The sequence below is a fragment of the Helicobacter suis genome (assembly GCF_902196135.1).
Taxonomy (GTDB): domain Bacteria; phylum Campylobacterota; class Campylobacteria; order Campylobacterales; family Helicobacteraceae; genus Helicobacter; species Helicobacter suis_A.
Window position 1 is genome coordinate 94153 of the sequence record NZ_CABIKE010000004.1, and the last position, 17867, is coordinate 112019.

General features: G+C 41.3%; 18 protein-coding genes and 2 tRNA genes. 17 read left to right on the top strand and 3 right to left on the bottom strand.

The annotated features are described in order from the left end of the window. Together G6Q06_RS03930 and G6Q06_RS03935 are read right to left on the bottom strand one after the other, a co-directional pair. Positions 1 to 85: transfer RNA gene (locus G6Q06_RS03930), tRNA-Tyr, on the bottom strand. Continuing rightward, a tRNA-Thr gene (locus G6Q06_RS03935) sits at positions 86 to 161 on the bottom strand. 310 nt (positions 162 to 471) lie between these two features. Between G6Q06_RS03935 and G6Q06_RS03940 the strand changes: the two genes are divergently transcribed. The 17 genes from G6Q06_RS03940 (at position 472) to G6Q06_RS04020 (ending at position 16998) form a co-directional block, all read left to right on the top strand. After that, positions 472 to 885, top strand: coding sequence for a hypothetical protein (locus G6Q06_RS03940; RefSeq protein ID WP_163533531.1), 414 nt, complete (start codon positions 472 to 474; stop codon positions 883 to 885). 3 nt (positions 886 to 888) lie between these two features. Then, positions 889 to 1170 carry a YkgJ family cysteine cluster protein gene (locus tag G6Q06_RS03945; RefSeq protein ID WP_163533532.1) on the top strand — a complete coding sequence of 94 codons (282 nt, stop codon included), beginning with the start codon at positions 889 to 891 and terminating at the stop codon, positions 1168 to 1170. A 13-nt stretch (positions 1171 to 1183) separates the two neighbouring features. Then, the gene (locus tag G6Q06_RS03950; RefSeq protein ID WP_163565786.1) at positions 1184 to 2188 is read left to right on the top strand and encodes a hypothetical protein; all 1005 of its coding nucleotides are present in this window, start codon (positions 1184 to 1186) and stop codon (positions 2186 to 2188) included. A gap of 11 nt (positions 2189 to 2199) precedes the next feature. Continuing rightward, on the top strand, positions 2200 to 3825 hold the full coding sequence (locus G6Q06_RS03955; RefSeq protein WP_163565787.1) for a hypothetical protein: 1626 nt from the start codon (positions 2200 to 2202) through the stop codon (positions 3823 to 3825). Between the two features lie 288 nt (positions 3826 to 4113). After that, positions 4114 to 6702: an alanine--tRNA ligase gene (gene alaS / locus G6Q06_RS03960; RefSeq protein WP_163565788.1), complete on the top strand. Its 2589-nt coding sequence runs from the start codon at positions 4114 to 4116 to the stop codon at positions 6700 to 6702. Then, entirely contained in the window at positions 6703 to 6900 is a 198-nt protein-coding gene (ccoS, locus tag G6Q06_RS03965) for a cbb3-type cytochrome oxidase assembly protein CcoS (protein ID WP_163499115.1), read from the top strand. Between the two features lie 2 nt (positions 6901 to 6902). Beyond that, complete coding sequence (locus tag G6Q06_RS03970; protein ID WP_163533540.1) at positions 6903 to 7859, top strand: NAD(P)-binding domain-containing protein; 957 nt, start codon at positions 6903 to 6905, stop codon at positions 7857 to 7859. 123 nt (positions 7860 to 7982) lie between these two features. Then, positions 7983 to 8606: a YbhB/YbcL family Raf kinase inhibitor-like protein gene (locus tag G6Q06_RS03975; RefSeq protein WP_163565805.1), complete on the top strand. Its 624-nt coding sequence runs from the start codon at positions 7983 to 7985 to the stop codon at positions 8604 to 8606. Positions 8607 to 8685: 79 nt separating this feature from the next. Further along, a complete protein-coding gene (fabZ, locus tag G6Q06_RS03980; protein ID WP_163565789.1) occupies positions 8686 to 9162 on the top strand; it encodes a 3-hydroxyacyl-ACP dehydratase FabZ in 477 nt (158 codons plus the stop codon). After that, positions 9159 to 9965 carry an acyl-ACP--UDP-N-acetylglucosamine O-acyltransferase gene (lpxA, locus tag G6Q06_RS03985; protein WP_163565790.1) on the top strand — a complete coding sequence of 269 codons (807 nt, stop codon included), beginning with the start codon at positions 9159 to 9161 and terminating at the stop codon, positions 9963 to 9965. Before fabZ ends, lpxA begins: the two co-directional genes overlap by 4 nt. Further along, a complete protein-coding gene (gene clpX, locus G6Q06_RS03990; protein ID WP_163533543.1) occupies positions 9962 to 11266 on the top strand; it encodes an ATP-dependent protease ATP-binding subunit ClpX in 1305 nt (434 codons plus the stop codon). Before lpxA ends, clpX begins: the two co-directional genes overlap by 4 nt. 30 nt (positions 11267 to 11296) lie before the next feature. Beyond that, the gene (locus G6Q06_RS03995; protein ID WP_006564795.1) at positions 11297 to 12334 is read left to right on the top strand and encodes a rod shape-determining protein; all 1038 of its coding nucleotides are present in this window, start codon (positions 11297 to 11299) and stop codon (positions 12332 to 12334) included. 4 nt (positions 12335 to 12338) lie between these two features. Then, the gene (locus tag G6Q06_RS04000) at positions 12339 to 13193 is read left to right on the top strand and encodes a rod shape-determining protein MreC (RefSeq protein WP_240329199.1); all 855 of its coding nucleotides are present in this window, start codon (positions 12339 to 12341) and stop codon (positions 13191 to 13193) included. Continuing rightward, positions 13193 to 15328, top strand: a complete 2136-nt coding sequence (locus G6Q06_RS04005; protein WP_163565791.1) for a glycosyltransferase family 4 protein — start codon at positions 13193 to 13195, stop codon at positions 15326 to 15328. The genes G6Q06_RS04000 and G6Q06_RS04005 overlap by 1 nt, the downstream gene beginning before the upstream one ends. Next, positions 15316 to 16164 carry a hypothetical protein gene (locus tag G6Q06_RS04010; protein ID WP_163565792.1) on the top strand — a complete coding sequence of 283 codons (849 nt, stop codon included), beginning with the start codon at positions 15316 to 15318 and terminating at the stop codon, positions 16162 to 16164. The genes G6Q06_RS04005 and G6Q06_RS04010 overlap by 13 nt, the downstream gene beginning before the upstream one ends. 290 nt (positions 16165 to 16454) lie before the next feature. Beyond that, a complete protein-coding gene (locus G6Q06_RS08840) occupies positions 16455 to 16799 on the top strand; it encodes a polymorphic toxin type 50 domain-containing protein (protein WP_163565793.1) in 345 nt (114 codons plus the stop codon). Next, the gene (locus G6Q06_RS04020; RefSeq protein WP_163565794.1) at positions 16792 to 16998 is read left to right on the top strand and encodes a hypothetical protein; all 207 of its coding nucleotides are present in this window, start codon (positions 16792 to 16794) and stop codon (positions 16996 to 16998) included. Before G6Q06_RS08840 ends, G6Q06_RS04020 begins: the two co-directional genes overlap by 8 nt. Here G6Q06_RS04020 and G6Q06_RS04025 read toward each other — a convergent pair whose 3' ends face one another. Further along, positions 16999 to 17739, bottom strand: a complete 741-nt coding sequence (locus tag G6Q06_RS04025) for a phage portal protein family protein (RefSeq protein WP_275896949.1) — start codon at positions 17737 to 17739, stop codon at positions 16999 to 17001. Positions 17740 to 17867 lie beyond the last annotated feature (128 nt).

The window sequence follows — 17867 nt, forward strand, 5'->3', positions numbered from 1 at the left end:
TGGTGGTGAGGCGTGGATTCGAACCACGGAAGACTAAGTCAGCAGATTTACAGTCTGCCCTCGTTGGCCACTTGAGTACCTCACCTGGAGCTGGCTAAGGGACTTGAACCCCCAACCTGCTGCTTACAAGGCAGCTGCTCTACCAATTGAGCTAAGCCAGCAAAATAAACTCACATTATAGCTAGTTTTGCGCTACTTTGTCAAGATTACAAATGATAATGAAAGACTTATAAGCAAACCCTCACTTTTAGACGCAATATAGCCGTTTATGCTAATTACATGATCAATTTTTAATAAAGCCTTTTTAAATTCTTGTTGGTAGAGGGCTCTTTGGAGGGCAAGTAGCTTACTTAACCCATGCAAAATAGCGCTGTATGCGCGCTTTTTTAACTATTCTTGCGCCCCGACTTGACAGGGGGGGGGGGGGGGGGGGGTGATAAAATAGCGCCATTAAATCTTAAAGGAGTTTGTATGTTTTTGGGCGCGTTAAGTGTAGAAGAGAAAAAGGCGTTTTTACAGATCGCCCACCATTTTGCATGGAGTAATCACGATTTTTCAGACGCACAAAAGGGTGTGATCGCGACTTATTGCGTGGAAATGCAAATAGAGGATGTTGTTTATCATGCAGAAACATTTGATCTGAAAGAAACACTTTCTATTTTCAAACAAAAGGATCACCAAAAGATCGTGTTGTTAGAAACAATGGCCTTAGCGATGGCCGATCGCCTCGCCCATTTAGAGTCCTTGCACGAGGGCGAAAAGGCGGTTTTAGATACCATGATTAAAACCTTTGGCTTAAAACCTAAGCTTGCCAATGTTTATGCAGATTGGACTAAGGCTATGTTGGTGCTTGCCGATCAGGGCAAGAATTTAATCCAGTTATAAAACATGGGCTTTCCTTGCACCATTTGTGGAGCGTGTTGCCGCAATATCAGTGGGGTGAAAGAATTAGCCCCTTTTGATCTAGGTAATGGAGTATGTTGCCATTTGGATCAAAAAACCCAGCGGTGTTTGATCTATGCAAATCGCCCTCAAATTTGCAGGATCGATGCCATGTATGAGAAGGTGTTTTACAAACACTACAGCCTAGAGGAATTTTACGCCCTCAACATAGAAGCTTGCAAAATCTTGCAAGAAAAAGAGGGTGTAGAAGAGTCGTTGAGAATTTAGCAAGGAGAGAAAGATGCCTTTACCATTTATTTTAGGGGGGATAGCGTTAGCGATTGCGGGATATGGAGTTAAAAAGGGAGTGGATGCCTATGAGAATGTCAAAGAAGCAGAGGAGTGGCATCAGCGCGCACGAAGCCATCATGGAAAATCTAAGCAAAAGTTAGAAGAAGCGCAGGGCAGTGCCCAAAAGGCCTTTGAGAAACTAGGGAATCTGCAAAAAATGATTGTCAACACTTCCTTAGAACGCTATAAGGACATTGTTGATAAATGCAAAATTAAGGATGATGTAAACTGGCAAAAAATTGTTGATAAAGAAAGTTTGCAACATTTAGGAGGCGTATGCAGTGCTATTGTTGATTTAGAGACGATGTTAAATTCTGTAGCGGGTTCTGCAGCAGCGGGGGCGATAGCTGGCTTTGGAGCTTGGGGAGCGGCTGGCTTAGTGGGGAGTGCTTCTACGGGTACAGCTTTGAGTGTTTTAAGTGGAGCAGCAGCAACCAACGCCACTCTAGCGTGGTTTGGAGGAGGGAGTTTGGCAGCTGGGGGGTTTGGCATGGCGGCGGGTAGTTTAGTTTTAGGGGGGCTTGTGGCTGCGCCTGTTATTGCGGTAACAGCTTCTGTCTTTGCGAATAAAGCAGAGGAGAGGAAAGATGATGCCCAGAGTTACTATCATAGTGTGTGCGCTGCTTGTGAATGCATGGAAGCTGAAGGGCTTGCTTGGCATAATCTTTGTAATAGAGCCCAGGAGAAAATCGCTGCTTTGCTTGATCTTAATGTGACTTTTGTAGAAGTTTTGGATGTTGTTGAGCAATGCATGGAGGCTAAGGGATTTGATTGCCACAAATGGAGTGGAGAAGAACAAGAACAGATTAAAACCCTTATTCAGCAGGCAGAAACTCTAACCACTATTATCAGTGCACCTCTTATGCACGATGACGATCCGCTAACTCAAGAGATCAAAGAGCACAGAGAGGCATGCCAAGATTTGATGGATAACATCCAAGCTAAATGGGGTTGAAAGGAGTACACATGGTAACTAAAGCCTTTTACGAGGAAGTGATTGAGGAAATTGGCACACAAACTTTAGCACGCTTGGGGCTTAATATTTTTAGCCTCAACACTTATGGAGCTTATGGGGCAAGTGTGGTGGCTAGTGCGGACAGCTTTAGATCTTATGCAAAACACCATAACAACCCCAGCTATTTCGGACAAACCTTTGAAGAATTAGACATAGGACAACGCAACATTAAAGACGCATTTTCTAACACAGGGAATAAAACTTACACCACAGATACATTAGCCGACATTAGGAAGGTTAGAGGTATTTTAGAAAGTGGCAAGAAACTAGAAAACTTGGAGCCAAAAGATCGAGATAAGGTAGAGCACATTCTAGCCTTTTATGGAGATGAGGTAAAACACATGGATTTTAGTGGCGCGCTAGATGAACTAGCCCGCACCAACCACCCCACTACAGACACAGCTACCCTAAATAAACAAGGCCATGTCATCAACACCGCCCAACTCAAGGTGATCAAAAACACGGAGGGGTTGTTAGAGGATCGCTACCTAGAGAGTGGGGTGGATTTGAGAATGCCCTATGAGGACTACAAACACCACAAAGAAAACCTAGAAAAAATGGTGGCAAAAGGGGGCACTAAAGCACAGAAAGCACAAAGAGCTTTAGAAAAACTCCAAGCTAATAACTTGACTAACCGCCTTATGTGTGAAAACCCTAGAGCGACAGCACTGATGACTCAAAGCCTAGCTGCTAGCGCACACATTGCCCAAGCAGGTTTGAGCGATGCGATTGTGGCGAGTCTGTCCACTTTGGCAAGTGGGATTGTGTGGGAGATCAAGGACATGTATGCCAAACATCCTATGGATACAGACACCTCTATTTTAGAGCGGATCAAACGGCTTTTAAACAAAACACTAGAAACTTTTAAAGCCACTTTTATGAGAGGGGCAGGGTTTGGGGCAATTGATGTAGTAGTGGGCATTGTGGGGCAAATTTTTAAAAACATTGCTGGATCTTTAAGACAACTTTGGCATGCTCTAAGAAGCGCAGGTAACTCTATTTATAATGGCATTGTCTCTTATATCAAGGGGGAAATCACAAGCTTTAAAGATTTACTTAAAACCATTCTCAAATCCCTTTTAAGTGCAGCGTGGGTCGTAGCTGTTGTGGGGTTAGAAAGGAGCTTAGAGGCTAAGTTAGCCCTAGTCGTCCCTGCTCTAGCTCCCTTTGTTGCGCCCATCTTGGCCATTGTAGCAGGGGCGTTTGCAGTGGTAGTGAGCCATAGAAGTATTGATATGGCTCTAGATTCTTTATTTGGAGCGTTGGCAGCTAGAGATCGCGCTAAACTTAGAGCTGAAGAAATTGCCCAATTGGTAGAAGCACACTTGCCCGCCCTTATGGCTAAAAGAGAAGAGCTAGAAGCTTTGATCGCCTCTATCCATCAAGAACGTTTGATGGCTTTAGATGTGTGTTTTAGGGATTATCAGAGTGCCTATGCACGCTGTGATGGGGGTAAAATTTATGAGGCCTTAGATGGGATTTGCCAACTTTATGGGGATAGATTATCTGTGAAAACCATGCAAGATGTCCAAAACATTTTGGAAAACCCAGATCGTACGGGTAAATTGCGTTGGTGAGTCTTAAAACACCCTTGTTATGGCTTGGCTATAAAAACCTTTAAAAAACTTTGTGCTGGGGTATATCAAGGGGCTATGTTTCATAACTTGTCTGAACTAGTGTTAGGGAAAAGTAAAAAGCTCTATGTCTAGCGCATTTTTTTTAACCCTCTTAAAGTGATAAAACAACCAGCTAAAAGAGCATTTAATGGACACCAAAAGCCTAAAATTATGTTAAAGTACTTTCTTAAGCTAAAATTTTGCGTAACTTAGATTTTTAAGGTTAAAAATATTTAACGGGTAAGGGACATGGATATTAAAAAAGCTTTTCTGGAGTATTTTAAAAATCTTAATCACTTACTCGTGCCTAGCTCGAGTTTAGTGCCCCAAGATGCTTCTTTACTCTTTACCAATGCCGGCATGGTGCAATTTAAAGATATTTTCTTAGGCAAAGCCAAACCCTTTTGTAATAAGGCCACTAGCGCCCAGTTATGCATGCGCGCAGGGGGCAAACATAATGATTTGGAAAATGTGGGCTATACCAACCGCCACCATACTTTATTTGAAATGCTGGGTAATTTTTCCTTTTTTGATTATTTTAAAGAGGAGGCGATTGCCTATGCTTTTGAATTTGTACACCGCCATTTAAACTTTGATTCAAAAGATATTTACATTAGTGTGCATGAAAAAGATCAAGAGGCTTATAAATTGTGGCAAAAGTTCGTGCCCACTAGCCACATTAAAACTATGGGCGATGCGGATAATTTTTGGCAAATGGCTGATGTAGGACCTTGTGGGTATTGCAGTGAAATTTATATTGATCAGGGGGAAAAATATTTTCATTCTCCGGAGGATTATTTTGGAGGGGAGGGGGATCGCTTTTTAGAAATCTGGAATTTAGTTTTTATGCAGTATGAGCGCTCAAGCGCGGGGGTTTTAACCCCACTAGAGCGCCCCTGTATTGATACAGGTATGGGTTTAGAAAGGGTACAAGCGCTTTTAGAAGGGGTGCAAAATAACTTTGATAGTTCGCTTTTTAGGTCATTAATTTCTCGCATTGAAGAAGTTTTTGATCTAAATTATACAGATCATCTTGAATCTTTTAGAGTGCTAGCCGATCACGCTAGAAGTGTGGGGTTTTTACTAGCAATGGGGGTATATTTTGAAAATACGGGGCGGGGTTATGTTTTGCGCCGCATTTTAAGACGCGCACTTAGACATGGCTATTTGCTCAAACAAGCCCAACAAAAACAGCTAGAAGAGCCTTTTTTCTACAAAATTTTAGGCTATCTATGTGGCTTAATGCCAGATTATCCCTTGCTTGCAGAACATAAAGAGAGTATAGAGGCTGAGTGTAAAGCAGAGGAGGAGTTATTTTTAGCCACTTTAGATAAGGGCATGCATTTATTTGAAAGCGCTTTAAAAGAGTGTAGCGGTTCTAGTTTCAGCGGAGCAGTGGCTTTTAAGCTTTATGATACCTATGGTTTTCCGTTGGATTTAACTATGGACATGCTCCGCCATAAGAATATCACGGTCAATCTAGAAGAGTACCAAGCCTGCATGCAAGAGCAGCAGCAACGATCCCAGTTTAAACAAAGCCATGCCAAAGAGGGGTTTAAAAATTTAGATTTAAGCGCGCTTATGCCTAATGTGTTTGTGGGTTATGAGTGTGAGAGTGTGCAGGCTAAAGTCTTAGCGTTCTATTTAAAGGAGGCTAATAGGGCTTTTTTAGTGCTAGATAAAACCCCATTTTATGCGCAAGGAGGCGGACCCATCGGGGATAGAGGGGTGATTTTAAATACTAACCAAATTTTACTTGCCCAAGTTTTAGATACCCAAAAGATAGGAGAAATTAATATTAGTCTTATAGAGTTAGTAGAGGGGGCTAATTTAGGAGTAGGTGATAGCGTGGTTGCTGAGGTGAGTCATCGCTTAGAGATTGCCAAACACCACAGCGCCACGCATTTACTACATCTTGCCTTGCGTGAAATTTTAGGCAAAAAGGCTAGAGAGGAAAACAAAAAAGTAGAAATCCAGCAAAAGGGTAGCCACATTGAACCTAGCCGTTTGCGCTTTGATTTTAGCTTTTACCGCAATTTAGAGGATACAGAAATAGAGCAGATAGAAGCCTTTGTGAATGCTAAAATCGCCCTAGCCATGCCCACAAGCGTGGAAAATATGCAGGCCTTGCAGGCAAAAGAAAGCGGGGCTATCATGCTTTTTGAGGATAAGTATTTAGAGCAGGTGCGGGTGGTTAAAATTGCAGGGAGTGTTGAGGCCTGCGGGGGGGTACATGTGCAAAATAGTGCACAAATTGGAGGCTTTGCTATTATAAAAGTTTCTAGTGTGAGTGCGGGGGTTAGGCGCATTGAGGCGGTGTGTGGGGAGGCGTATTATGATTTTATTGCACAAGAGAGGCGTATTCTTAAAGAGGCGCGCCAAAGGCTTAAAACCCATGATATTTTAAAAGCCCTAGATCACAAACAAAACCCCAAAAGCCCTGTTAAGCCCGCCCAAAAACCCACTTTGCACTCTATCCCCGGACAAAATTTTCCTTTAGCCGTGCTAAAAGGATTAAAAGAACATTTAGATGATTTTTTTGCCTTTGTTGATCTTTATAAAAGTAGGCAAGAGTCTTTAGTAGCACTTTTCCAGTATCATAATTTACAAAAAGGCTGTTTGGAGTGGGTGTTAAAATCAGTTGGAGAAGCGGATATGCGCGTTTTGCTAGAGGCGTTAAAAAACCATGCAAAGGATTTAGGCTATACAAGTAAGGGTGGAGGTCGTAGCGATCATGTATCCTTTGTACTGCTTAAAGAGGGGGATTTTAGCCCACAAGAGATTAAGCGTCTGCAAGAGGCTATTTATCAAAAAACCTTAGAGGTTTTGCAAAATTAAATGCACACCAACACGCTTTTTTTAATGCTTTTTGTTTCACTCACGCTAGGTTTAGTGGGCTTGCTTATTTTTTTATGGGGTTTAAAGGGCAAGCAGTTTAGCGATGAGAAAAAGATGTTAGAATCCTTGCTTTATGATGGTCCTGAGGATCTCAACCTTGCCAAAGAAGAAGAGGCTAAAAAACTTAAGAAAGGATAGTCATGAGTGAGTTGTATGATGTGGTGGTTGTGGGGGCTGGACCTAGTGGGATTGCTGCAGCTGTTGAGTGCCAGATTAATGGGATTGAAAAGGTTTTGCTTTGTGAAAAAGATGAGCGATGTTGTGGGATGATACGCAAGTATTACAAAGCGCATAAACGGGTGGATAAGGATTATCGCAAACAGGTGGTAGAGATCAAGGGGAATATTCCTTTTACAGACATGGACAAAGAGGAAACTTTGCTAGTGTTTGAGCGGGTTTTAGAAAAGTATAAAACCCCTACTCTATACGAAGCAACCGTAGAAAGCGTACAGAAAAAGCAAGATATTTTTGAGGTCTTGACGGGTAAAAATGAAGTACTACGGGCTAAGTGTGTGGTGATTGCTATTGGCAAAATGGGACAGCCTAATCGCCCAAATTATCCCATTCCCGTAGAGATCATGCGCCAAGTGGTGTATACGATTAATGATTGTAAGGAAAAAGAAAAGGTTTTAGTTGTAGGCGGGGGTAATTCAGCTGTGGAGTATGCCATTGCACTAGCTAGCACCAACACCACCACACTTAATTACAGACAAACCAGTTTTAGCCGCGTCAATGATGAGAATTTAAAGGCTTTAGAGGAGGCTTTTTCTAAAAATCTCTCTAAAAAGCTAGGCGTAGAGATTGAAAGCTTAGAGGCTTGTGAGGGGCAAATTAAGGTCAACTTTAAAGATAGCACGCATGCGATTTATGACAGGGTTTTATTTGCTATTGGTGGATCCACACCCTTAGAATTTTTAAAAAAATGCGGGGTAGCTTTAGATGCGAGCAATTTACCCGTTGTGAGTGAGGAGCAAGAAAGCAATATCGCTAATTTATTTGTAATAGGCGATATTCTCTATAAGTCAGGGGCTAGCGTCGCTGTCGGGCTTAATGCCGGTTTTGATGTGGCACAGGTGCTTAAAAGGCGTTTGCATTAACCAAGTGTTTTTTTTTGGCACTACAATACTCCCTTGTTATTTTGTGCCTTCATAGGATACAAGTAGCAAAAAATTACACAAAGGAGAAAGATGCGCATTTTAAAGGTTTTTTTATTAGCTTGCATGTTGGGCGCGGTAGCTAACTGCGATCAGATCATGCATCTTAAACAACACCAACACAAAGGAAAACACATGCAGTTTTTTAAGGTTTTTATCCATACGGATGCACACGGGTTTTTAGATTCTAAGTTTGGCGGGAATGCGGATGCTAGTTTTTTAGACAACCATGGCATTCCTAGACGATCGCCTGAAATTAGCTGGGAGAGTGTAGCTGGGGCTAAAAGTTATACTTTAGAACTCATTGATTATGACGCAGCAGCCTCTGGAGGCAAAGGAAGACCCTTTATCCACTGGGTGGTTGGCAATATTACAGCAACTAAGCTAGCAGAAAATGCCTCTGTAGAGGATAAACAGATTGATCAAGGGATTAATTCACTCACAGAAGGTTATGCCGTGTCTTCTTTGAGTGCAGAGCAAAAACAAGCCTCTAATCTAGCCAATAGCAATTATATTGGACCCATGCCTCCTGATAAAGATCACTATTATCTGATCCAAGTTTATGCCTTAGATGTGGCGCATTTAGATTTAAAAAAACCTTTCTTTATCGGGCAATTACACGATGCGATGCGCGGGCATATTTTAGGTTTAGGGCGCGTGGAGTTTAAGTATCCAAAGTTGCGCCGTTAACTCTTAAACTTGTTTAAATCTGAGATGTGCTAATATAGCCCTTTTTCTGCGGTAAGTTTTAAGGAAAAAGGGTTTAAGAATGTCTGAGGGAATTATAAATTTAGACATCCATATGATTAGCCAAATCCTCCCCCACCGCTACCCGTTTTTGCTGGTAGATCGAATCGTGCACCTAGAGCCTTATAAAGAAGTGCATGCCTTTAAAAACATCACCTATAACGAGGAGGTTTTTACAGGGCATTTTCCAAGCAGGCCTATTTATCCGGGAGTGCTAATTGTAGAGGGCATGGCACAGGCGGGGGGGTTGTTGGCCTTTATTAGTTTATTTGGGGTGAGCCCAGAGGTAGCGGCTACTAAGCTTGTGTATTTCATGACCATCGATCGGGTAAAATTTAGAAATCCGGTGATTCCCGGCGATCAACTGCATTATCATTTGAGTGCTCAAAAACATAGAGGTATGATTTGGCAAGTAGGCGGTGTGGCTAAGGTGGCAGAAAAGATTGTAGCAGAGGCTGAATTAAAAGCCATGATTGTTAATCGCGAGGCTAATACATGAGCATTGCACCGACTGCTCTTATTGATCCACAAGCGCGCCTCCACCCTTCTGTTACTATCGGTCCTTTTTGTGTGATTGGACCGGATGTTGTACTAGAGGAGGGGGTTACGCTGTATAACAATGTAACGCTTTTAGGGCGCACCACCATTAAAGCCCACACAACTGTTTTTCCCTATGCCACGCTTGGTACGATCCCACAAGATCTCAAATACGATGGCGAACCCTCTACTCTTGTAATCGGGGAACATAATTTGATCCGCGAATATTGCATGATTAACACGGGTACTAAGGGTGGAGGAAATGAAACCATTATTGGTAATCATAATTTATTAATGGCTTATGTACATGTCGCCCATGACTGCAAAATTGGCAATCATTGTATTTTGGCCAATGGCGTAACTTTAGCCGGGCATATTGAAATTGGCGATCATGTCAATATTGGCGGACTTACAGCAATCCACCAATTTACGCGTCTGGCTAAGGGGTGCATGGTGGCTGGGGCGAGCGCTCTTGGTAGAGATATCCCTCCATTTTGTATTGCTGAGGGTAATCGCGCCTTTATCAGAGGGCTTAATCGCCACCGCATGCGCAAACTCTTAGAACGCAAAGAGATTGATTTTATTAACATACTTTATAAACGGCTTTTTAATATCAATGGCACTTCTGTACGCGACAATGCCTCAAAAATTTTAGAAGAATACCCTGAAAATGCGCACGCTAAAGAGATTTGCCAATTTGTTTTAGAAAGCAATAGAGGCATTGCCATTAAAGCGGGGTATTTTAACGATCAGGAGGATTCATGAACACCCGTTACTGCAGTTTTTGCAATAAGCCGGAAAACACCCTGCAACACCACCGCCGCTTGGTGTTTTCCTCTAAAAAATCGGGTAAGGATATCCATATCTGTGAGTACTGCGTGGAATATCTTTATAAAGAACTCCACACAGAACTACACACCAGTGTTTTAGATGTGCGCAAGCACACAGGAGAAGATCCCTTACCCCTTAAAAACAACACCCCTGCCATGATTGCCTCTCCTAAACTTTTAAAAGAAGCCTTAGATCATTATGTTATCGGGCAAGAGGACGCTAAGCGGGTTTTAAGTGTGGCGGTGTATAACCACTATAAACGCTTGCATTACCAAGAAACCCGCGATTCAAACACGCAAGAAGTAGAAATTTCTAAGTCTAACATTTTATTAGTAGGGCCTACTGGTAGTGGTAAAACTTTAATGGCACAAACTCTAGCGCGCTTTTTAAATGTACCCATTGCCATTAGCGATGCAACTAGTTTAACAGAGGCAGGTTATGTAGGAGAAGATGTAGAAAACATTTTAACCCGTTTGTTGCAGGCTAGCGATGGAGATGTAGAGAGGGCGCAAAAGGGGATTGTTTTTATTGATGAGATTGATAAAATCGCGCGCCTTTCAGAAAACCGCTCCATTACCCGCGATGTTTCTGGTGAGGGAGTACAGCAAGCGCTTTTAAAGATCATTGAAGGGGCTGTGGTCAATGTCAGCCCCAAAGGGGGGCGCAAACACCCTAATGAAAACTTTGTTCAGATTGATACGACCAATATTTTATTTATCTGTGGTGGGGCTTTTGATGGGATCATTGATGTGATCAAACGGCGCATCCACAGCAATGTATTAGGTTTTGGCAATGAGAAAAAAACCAAAGAGGAATTAGAGGATATTTTGCACCTAGTTGAACCAGAAGATTTAATCTCTTATGGCTTAATTCCTGAACTCATCGGCCGTTTGCCGGTTATTTCTACTTTAAAACCCATTTCTAAAGAGGCTATGGTAGATATTTTACAAAAACCTAAAAATGCGCTGATCAAACAATACCAAGCGCTTTTTAAAATGGATGGCGTGGAGTTGGTTTTTGAAGAGGAAGCTGTTGAGGAAATTGCCAATTTAGCCATTAAGCGCAAGGTAGGGGCGCGTGGTCTCAGGGCAATTATTGAAAGTTTTGGTTTAGATATTATGTTTGATTTACCTAATCTCAAGGATTACCAAGTCATCATCACTAAAGAGTGCGTGCTTAAACAAGATAAACCGCTTTACATTAAAAAAAATAAGCCCTTGCTCATGCCCTCTTAAAGGCCAGTAAATCCAACATGAAAGAGTTCTATGATACTAGATAAATTAATTGGTGTCTTTTCCCACGATGTGGCCATTGATTTAGGGACGGCTAATACGGTGGTTTCTGTCAAAGGGCAGGGTATTATCATCAATGAGCCCTCCATTGTGGCGGTTAAACTGAATAAGTACGATCACATGGAGGAAGTTTTAGCGGTGGGGAGTGAGGCTAAAGAAATGATTGGTAAAACCCCAGCCGGTGTACAAGCCATTCGCCCCATGAAAGATGGAGTGATCGCCGATTTTAATATCACCGAGAAAATGATTCGCTATTTCATTGAAAAAGCCCATAAACGCAAATCTCTAATCCGCCCCCGTATCATGGTTTGTGTACCCTATGGTCTAACTAGTGTAGAGCGTAAGGCGGTTAAAGAGAGCGCGATGAGTGCAGGGGCTAGAGAGGTGTTTTTGATTGAAGAACCTATGGCAGCTGCTATTGGGGCGGGTTTACCGGTAAAAGATCCACGAGGGAGTTTGATTGTAGATATTGGCGGGGGTACAACTGAAATTGGGGTGATTAGCTTAGGCGGGTTAGTGGTGAGTAAGAGTATTAGAGTGGCGGGTAATAAGTTAGATGCTAGTATTGTAGATTATGTCCGCAAAACTTATAACTTGCAAATTGGGGAGCGCACCGGTGAGGAAATTAAAATTGCAATTGGTTCGGCTATTGAGCTAAACCCCCCTTTAACAATGGAGGTGAGTGGGCGCGATCAAATAAGCGGGATTTTAAACACCATTGAACTTAATAGCGAAGATGTACGCGAGGCAATTAAAGAGCAGTTAAGAGAAATTAGTAATGCGTTGCGATCGGTGCTTGAAGAGGTTAAACCGGATCTAGCTAGAGATTTAGTAGAAAATGGCGTGGTACTTACAGGTGGGGGGGCGCTTATTAGAGGTTTAGATAAATATTTGAGCAATATTATTAAATTACCCGTATTTGTGGGTGAAGAGCCCTTATTAGCCGTAGCCAGAGGCACGAGTAAAGCCATTGAGGATTTGGATTTATTAAGCAGCCTAGGAGATATTTAGTCTTTTGAGCAGTTGGCGTACCCTTCTGATCTTAATTGTGATCTTTGGGGTGCTTTATTGGTTAGATATTAAAGGTTCTAGTAGTTTTATAAGCGATAAGATTAAAGTTGTTTTCCTAGATATTAAAGATGATATAACCTTAGCCTATCAAAAACACTTTGAGCAGGCCCAAATGGTTGCAGATTACAAAAAGCAAACCCATGCCTATGAACAGCTCAAACTAGCCTATGCCAATTTAAACGCCCGTAACCAAGCCTTAGCTTTAGAGGTTTATGATTTAGAAAAACTCCAAGAAAAACATGCTAAGGCTAACCAGCCCCAGCCACTTTTTTCCAGCAAAGGCGATATTTGTACGCCCAATCAAACCCTTGATTTAGATAATCTACTCCCTGAGCCTACTTTCACCCTTACGCGTATTTATGGTTTTGTCTCCTTAGATAACCCCTATCAAGTGTTTTTAGACATCAAAAAACCCTACCCTAAGGATAAAATTTTAGGCATGGTGGCCTTTAACCGCGTATTAGGTACCGTCGTGCAAAGAGAAGGGCGCTTTGTAGGGCTCTTACATGGAGATTCACAGATGAGTTATAGCGTGATGATTAAAAGCGGGGGCAAAATCTATTATGGCTTTGTTAGCAATGAATCTTCTAAGAGTTATATCAACTTTTTACCTGCCTATGCGCCCATTAAAGCAGGCGATCAAGTTTTTACCAGTGGACTTGATCATATCTTTAGCCCTAATATTTATGTGGGCACAATTGCTAGTGTTGAAAACCACTATGTTTACAAAAAAGCACTCCTCCAGATTGAGGATTTTAAAAGCATGCTATTTTACGCCACGATTGTAGATGTGCCCTAATGCCAGATTTTGACTCTTTTTACCGGGGGCTTGTGGATAGTCAGGGTTTATTTTTCCTAGAGGCTAGTTTAGAGAGCTTGCCAAGTACGCCCATGACAGCTAAGCAAAGTTTAGAAGTGTTTGGCATTTTCCAAAAAAAGAGCATGGAATTACTCAAACACGCAGAAGTTTTATCTATTCATACTCTTTATTTAGCCCCCCTCATTCCAGATGATATAGCTATAGATCATAGCTTTAAAGACTATGCTAACTTAGCTATAAAGGGCATGCAAAATAGCCAAAACACAGCAGAAGAACGGCTTTTTTTTGAATTAGCCTGTGCATGCCTGATTTTATCTGGATCTAAACTAGAAGCCCTAGATTTTTTAATCCGCCAACTTTGTTTAAAAGATAGCGCTTTTCTAACCCATTATAGTGCCTTTGTAGATAAACTCTTAGACTACTTGCAAATCCCCTTTAGCCTGCCTCAAAAAATCTTAGTAGAATTACTATCCCCTCCCTATTTTTTAACCCTAACCCCCAAAGTCCAGCGTAATATTCTTAATGCCCAATTACACTTGCTTTGGAATGTTAAAACCTATTTTGCCTCTAAGGCATGGCTTGATCTTTACCCTACTTATAAAGATTTATTTAAAGCTCTTTTAGAAGATGGGCAACTAGATAGCGCCTTATTCACGCAGTTTATGATCTATCATGTATGCGGGAATGCCTTTAGTCAAGCAGATGAGTGGGCGGATTTTAACACAAATATTAGTGCCCTTGCTGCGCGCTTTTATCCTAAACTTTTAAAAATAGAAACACAAAAACGGGGGAAAGATTACCCTAGTTTTAACCCTGAAGAATCGCATAAGATCGTAATTGGTGTGTTAAAAGATCGTCTTGTAGAAAATTCTCCATTTAAGGTAGAGTGTAGTTTATTTGCTATGCTCTTAAAACACCAAGCCTTTAGAGATCGTTTTATCTTTAAGGTTTTTAGTATGGATTATGATGAAAAAAGCCCCAATGATTTAGAATGTATCACACTCCTAGAAAACTTGGGGCAATATGGCGGTTTTGAGGGAGGTATAGAGGTGATCTCAATTAATAAAACACTCCCCCAAGATCTTTTTTATCAAAGCCATTTAGAAAAAGCATTAAAGCTTAAAGAAATCCTCTATGCCCACCGCGTCCATATCCTCATTAGCCCTAATAATGGCTATGGCATTAGCGATTTTTTACTTGCTACGCGCAGCGCACCCGTGCAGATTTATTATAGCCATGGCAATAAAGCTTACTGTCTTGATACTTTAGAAGGGTATATCACCCACATCGCCCCTACCATAGGGCTTTATCAAGAAGGCAATATTTCTTATTTGGGTATCTACGCGCCCATGCTTTCTTTCTTTTATAACCCTCCCCTAGATAACCATAGCCAACGCCTCATTGAAAAAACCCGCGCCCTTTATGCTCCAGATACACAAACACAAATTTTAGGTACAATTGGAAGGCTCACCAAATTAGATTCGCTAGAATTTTTACAAAGTGTGCTAGAAATTTTACAACAAGCGCCTAAGGCTATCTATTTAGCATGCGGGATAGGCGATCAAAAGATCATTTTAGAAAAACTAAAAGCCCTGTGTTTGGATCTACACCTCCCCAGCGACTTATTAAATCGCTTCCAGTTTGTTGGCTATGTTAACGCCCATTTATACGGGCATGTGATTGATTTATTTTTAGACACTTTTCCTATGCATCAGGGTGAAAGTAAATCTGAGTTTATGAGCAAAAATAAACTTGTTTTAACCCTATCAGAGAGCACGCCAGAGGAACGGATAAATGCGTTTGAAAAGTTTGTTAAAACCCACTTTAAAACTCTTGAAAAATGCTGTGAGGATTATCATATTTCATTAGATGAGTACCAAAAAGCTTACCACTATGAGAGCCAAAGCGTGATAGCCTTTAATCCAAAAGATTATGTTAATAAAGCCTTAAAACTTTTAAGTGTTTTAAAAAATCCTAATCAATTATCCTCTCTACTACAGCAACGATCCATGTTGCGCGCCATTACAGGGCATGTTAAATCCAATCAAAGCATTATGCAAATCATCACTTATTTAGAACATCTTTTGGGTAAGACAACCCCATGCGCTATATAGTGGGTCTTCTTTGTGTGTGGATTTTTTTAGGGTGCATGGGAATGGGCGCACTTTTTCCTATGATGATGATGTCCCCTCTTTCCTCAGATCATGAAAACTCGCTCAAACAAACCCACCAAGGGCTACAAGCTGATGATGATGACGATGATAATAGTCCACCTACTTATTACACCCGCATGGAACCTGTGATGCTAGATACACCTCAAGAGCATGAGAAAAAAGAAGAACAACAATTAGAACAGCAATTTGGGGGTAAAGCACCTAAAAAACCCGCCCCTGCCCCAACTACTACAGATTCAGTTATTTCCTCTCAAGATATCCATGGCTCACCTTTGCCAAATGGGGTTGAGATCAAAAGAAGCGATGTTTTGGCCGCGCTTAAAAACACCCAAGAGGCATATGCTAAAGACCCCACAAAGCCAAGAGAGTCTTACTACACTCTTTTAAACTACTGCGCTAAAAACGACTTATTTAACGAATTGGGGGCACATCTTATCATCAATCAAGCAGAACAAACCCGTTGCAAACGCATGCAAAAGGCTTATTTCCATGTTTTAGCTGAGCACTATCAAGAATTAGATCAAAAAAAGCAAATTTCTGTATTTCTCCATGATATTCTTTTGGGTTGCAGTACCCAAATAGATCAACAAAAAGTCCTTAAGAGTGCCTTTTTTAGAAGTCTAAAACCCCAAATTAAAAGCTATAGGGATAAAGCACTCCTCAAACGCTTTTTACAAGAAAAACCCCTTGATAATGACAAATTACACGCCTTATTAAACGATTCTAAACTCGGCGAGCGTTATTATCGTTGCCATTATTTTATCAATCTGCCTTGAAAACTTTTGATTCAAACTGGGAAATTTTAAAGCAACAAAACTAGATCAAATAGGCCTATTAACAAACCCTTGATTGTGAGTTCTATGGTACTCAAGGCAACACAAGAAAACTAGTAGGGCAGAAGTTAGGGTGCTGGTATGAGCTTGAGATTCAAGGTACAGAATTAACCAGTTTAGAGCACTTCAAGGAGGCGCCTCCCTTAAAAGAGGGCTTTAAAATCCAAAGTCTAGATTTTGATAAGTTAGCTCAGCGCCTCCCAAATGAAAAACCCTATCCCTTCACTCAAAGAGTGCTAAATACAATCAAAAGCGCGCTATCTTTACTAAGCTTAAATAAAAAGCAAGAAAAGCATGTTTTAGATAGCCCCGGATACATACAAGGCCGCAGTTATTACACAAAAGCGCCAAGTATTGAGCAGGTTAGGGAGTGGATAAAGGAAAGTTTAGAGATTGACCTAATAACTAGTGATAAGTGGAATAAACATGGCATTATTAGCCACCCTGATTTTGAGGGCGTAGTTTTGCCGTTTTTTGACAAGTCAAAAGCTCCGGTTAAGGTGTATAAAAGTAAGCTACACTTTAACAAAAAGGGCTTTCATATTGTGCCGGTTGCGCTAGGTGATAAACATGATTAATAGAGATTACGGAAGCTATAGCAATCAAATTAAGATTATTTTTAAAGACGGCAAAATTTGGAGAGGTGTACGCATTAAATATTTTAGTTGGGCCCCGGGAAACGGAGAGGAGGAAGATAGTATAATAGTTTCTTATGGCGGGGTGCTTTATGAGTTGACCCCTTCAGAAATTCAAGATATACAAAACGAAGTGGAATAACTACAACGCTCCCGCCACTTGATCTAATAATTCTAAAATTTCGCTTTCATCAACCCCTAAATCTAACGCGGGAGGCTTTTCCGTTATCTGTTTTTGAATGCTATTAACTTGCGTTAAACCGCCATTTAACCCCGGTTGAATACGGGTTAAAGGCACATTAAAGGCCTTTTGCAAAGTCTCTAAATCTACTTGCAAGCCCATATCATAAAGGGCTTTATAAACCTGTACCTGTCTTGCCTCATCCACTTCGGTGTTAGTATCAAGGCTCAACACAAAGGGCGGGATTGGATCTAAATATAATTTAAAGGCCTCTTTTAGCGCCTCATTTAGCGCCACTGAGATAAAGCGCGCGTCAAATTCTAAAAACGATCGGCCTACATTTTCATGTACCGTGCCTAGTGCTTGTGTGCCCTTTTCTACCGCATTACCGGCTAGCACTTGCCCATTAATCACCTTACTAATGCATTCATCACAATACCTTATAAAACTCAAAAAGGCATCTTTATCTACTGAGCCAGTCAACAAGTCTATTTGATCATCACTCCCAAACACACCTACAGAAGCCGATCGCAAATCCTCCAAATTATCTAACAATCTTTCTACGCTATTTTTTTCCAAATCGGGGCTTTTGGCCACTAGTGGTGGGATACTTAGATTTTCTAAATAGCTCATGTATTTACCAAGCGCTAAGTATTTAAGCGCACAGATAGAAACTACCCTGTAAGCGCTACTTTCATACAAAAATTAAAAACAATCTCTAGGCTCTAGGCAACAAACACGCTAGCAACAAAGGCAGCCATAATCTAGATCAACAAGGTTTGTTAGAAAGCCGCACCGCTATGATGTGTTATCAAAATGAGGACGGCCGT

What these genes read in the sequence shown, in the direction of transcription:
- G6Q06_RS03940 (WP_163533531.1), top strand. Translation starts at nt 472, where the DNA reads ATGTTTTTGGGCGCGTTAAGTGTAGAAGAGAAAAAGGCGTTTTTACAG.
- G6Q06_RS03945 (WP_163533532.1), top strand. Translation starts at nt 889, where the DNA reads ATGGGCTTTCCTTGCACCATTTGTGGAGCGTGTTGCCGCAATATCAGT.
- G6Q06_RS03950 (WP_163565786.1), top strand. Translation starts at nt 1,184, where the DNA reads ATGCCTTTACCATTTATTTTAGGGGGGATAGCGTTAGCGATTGCGGGA.
- G6Q06_RS03955 (WP_163565787.1), top strand. Translation starts at nt 2,200, where the DNA reads ATGGTAACTAAAGCCTTTTACGAGGAAGTGATTGAGGAAATTGGCACA.
- alaS (WP_163565788.1), top strand. Translation starts at nt 4,114, where the DNA reads ATGGATATTAAAAAAGCTTTTCTGGAGTATTTTAAAAATCTTAATCAC.
- ccoS (WP_163499115.1), top strand. Translation starts at nt 6,703, where the DNA reads ATGCACACCAACACGCTTTTTTTAATGCTTTTTGTTTCACTCACGCTA.
- G6Q06_RS03970 (WP_163533540.1), top strand. Translation starts at nt 6,903, where the DNA reads ATGAGTGAGTTGTATGATGTGGTGGTTGTGGGGGCTGGACCTAGTGGG.
- G6Q06_RS03975 (WP_163565805.1), top strand. Translation starts at nt 7,983, where the DNA reads ATGTTGGGCGCGGTAGCTAACTGCGATCAGATCATGCATCTTAAACAA.
- fabZ (WP_163565789.1), top strand. Translation starts at nt 8,686, where the DNA reads ATGTCTGAGGGAATTATAAATTTAGACATCCATATGATTAGCCAAATC.
- lpxA (WP_163565790.1), top strand. Translation starts at nt 9,159, where the DNA reads ATGAGCATTGCACCGACTGCTCTTATTGATCCACAAGCGCGCCTCCAC.
- clpX (WP_163533543.1), top strand. Translation starts at nt 9,962, where the DNA reads ATGAACACCCGTTACTGCAGTTTTTGCAATAAGCCGGAAAACACCCTG.
- G6Q06_RS03995 (WP_006564795.1), top strand. Translation starts at nt 11,297, where the DNA reads ATGATACTAGATAAATTAATTGGTGTCTTTTCCCACGATGTGGCCATT.
- G6Q06_RS04005 (WP_163565791.1), top strand. Translation starts at nt 13,193, where the DNA reads ATGCCAGATTTTGACTCTTTTTACCGGGGGCTTGTGGATAGTCAGGGT.
- G6Q06_RS04010 (WP_163565792.1), top strand. Translation starts at nt 15,316, where the DNA reads ATGCGCTATATAGTGGGTCTTCTTTGTGTGTGGATTTTTTTAGGGTGC.
- G6Q06_RS04020 (WP_163565794.1), top strand. Translation starts at nt 16,792, where the DNA reads ATGATTAATAGAGATTACGGAAGCTATAGCAATCAAATTAAGATTATT.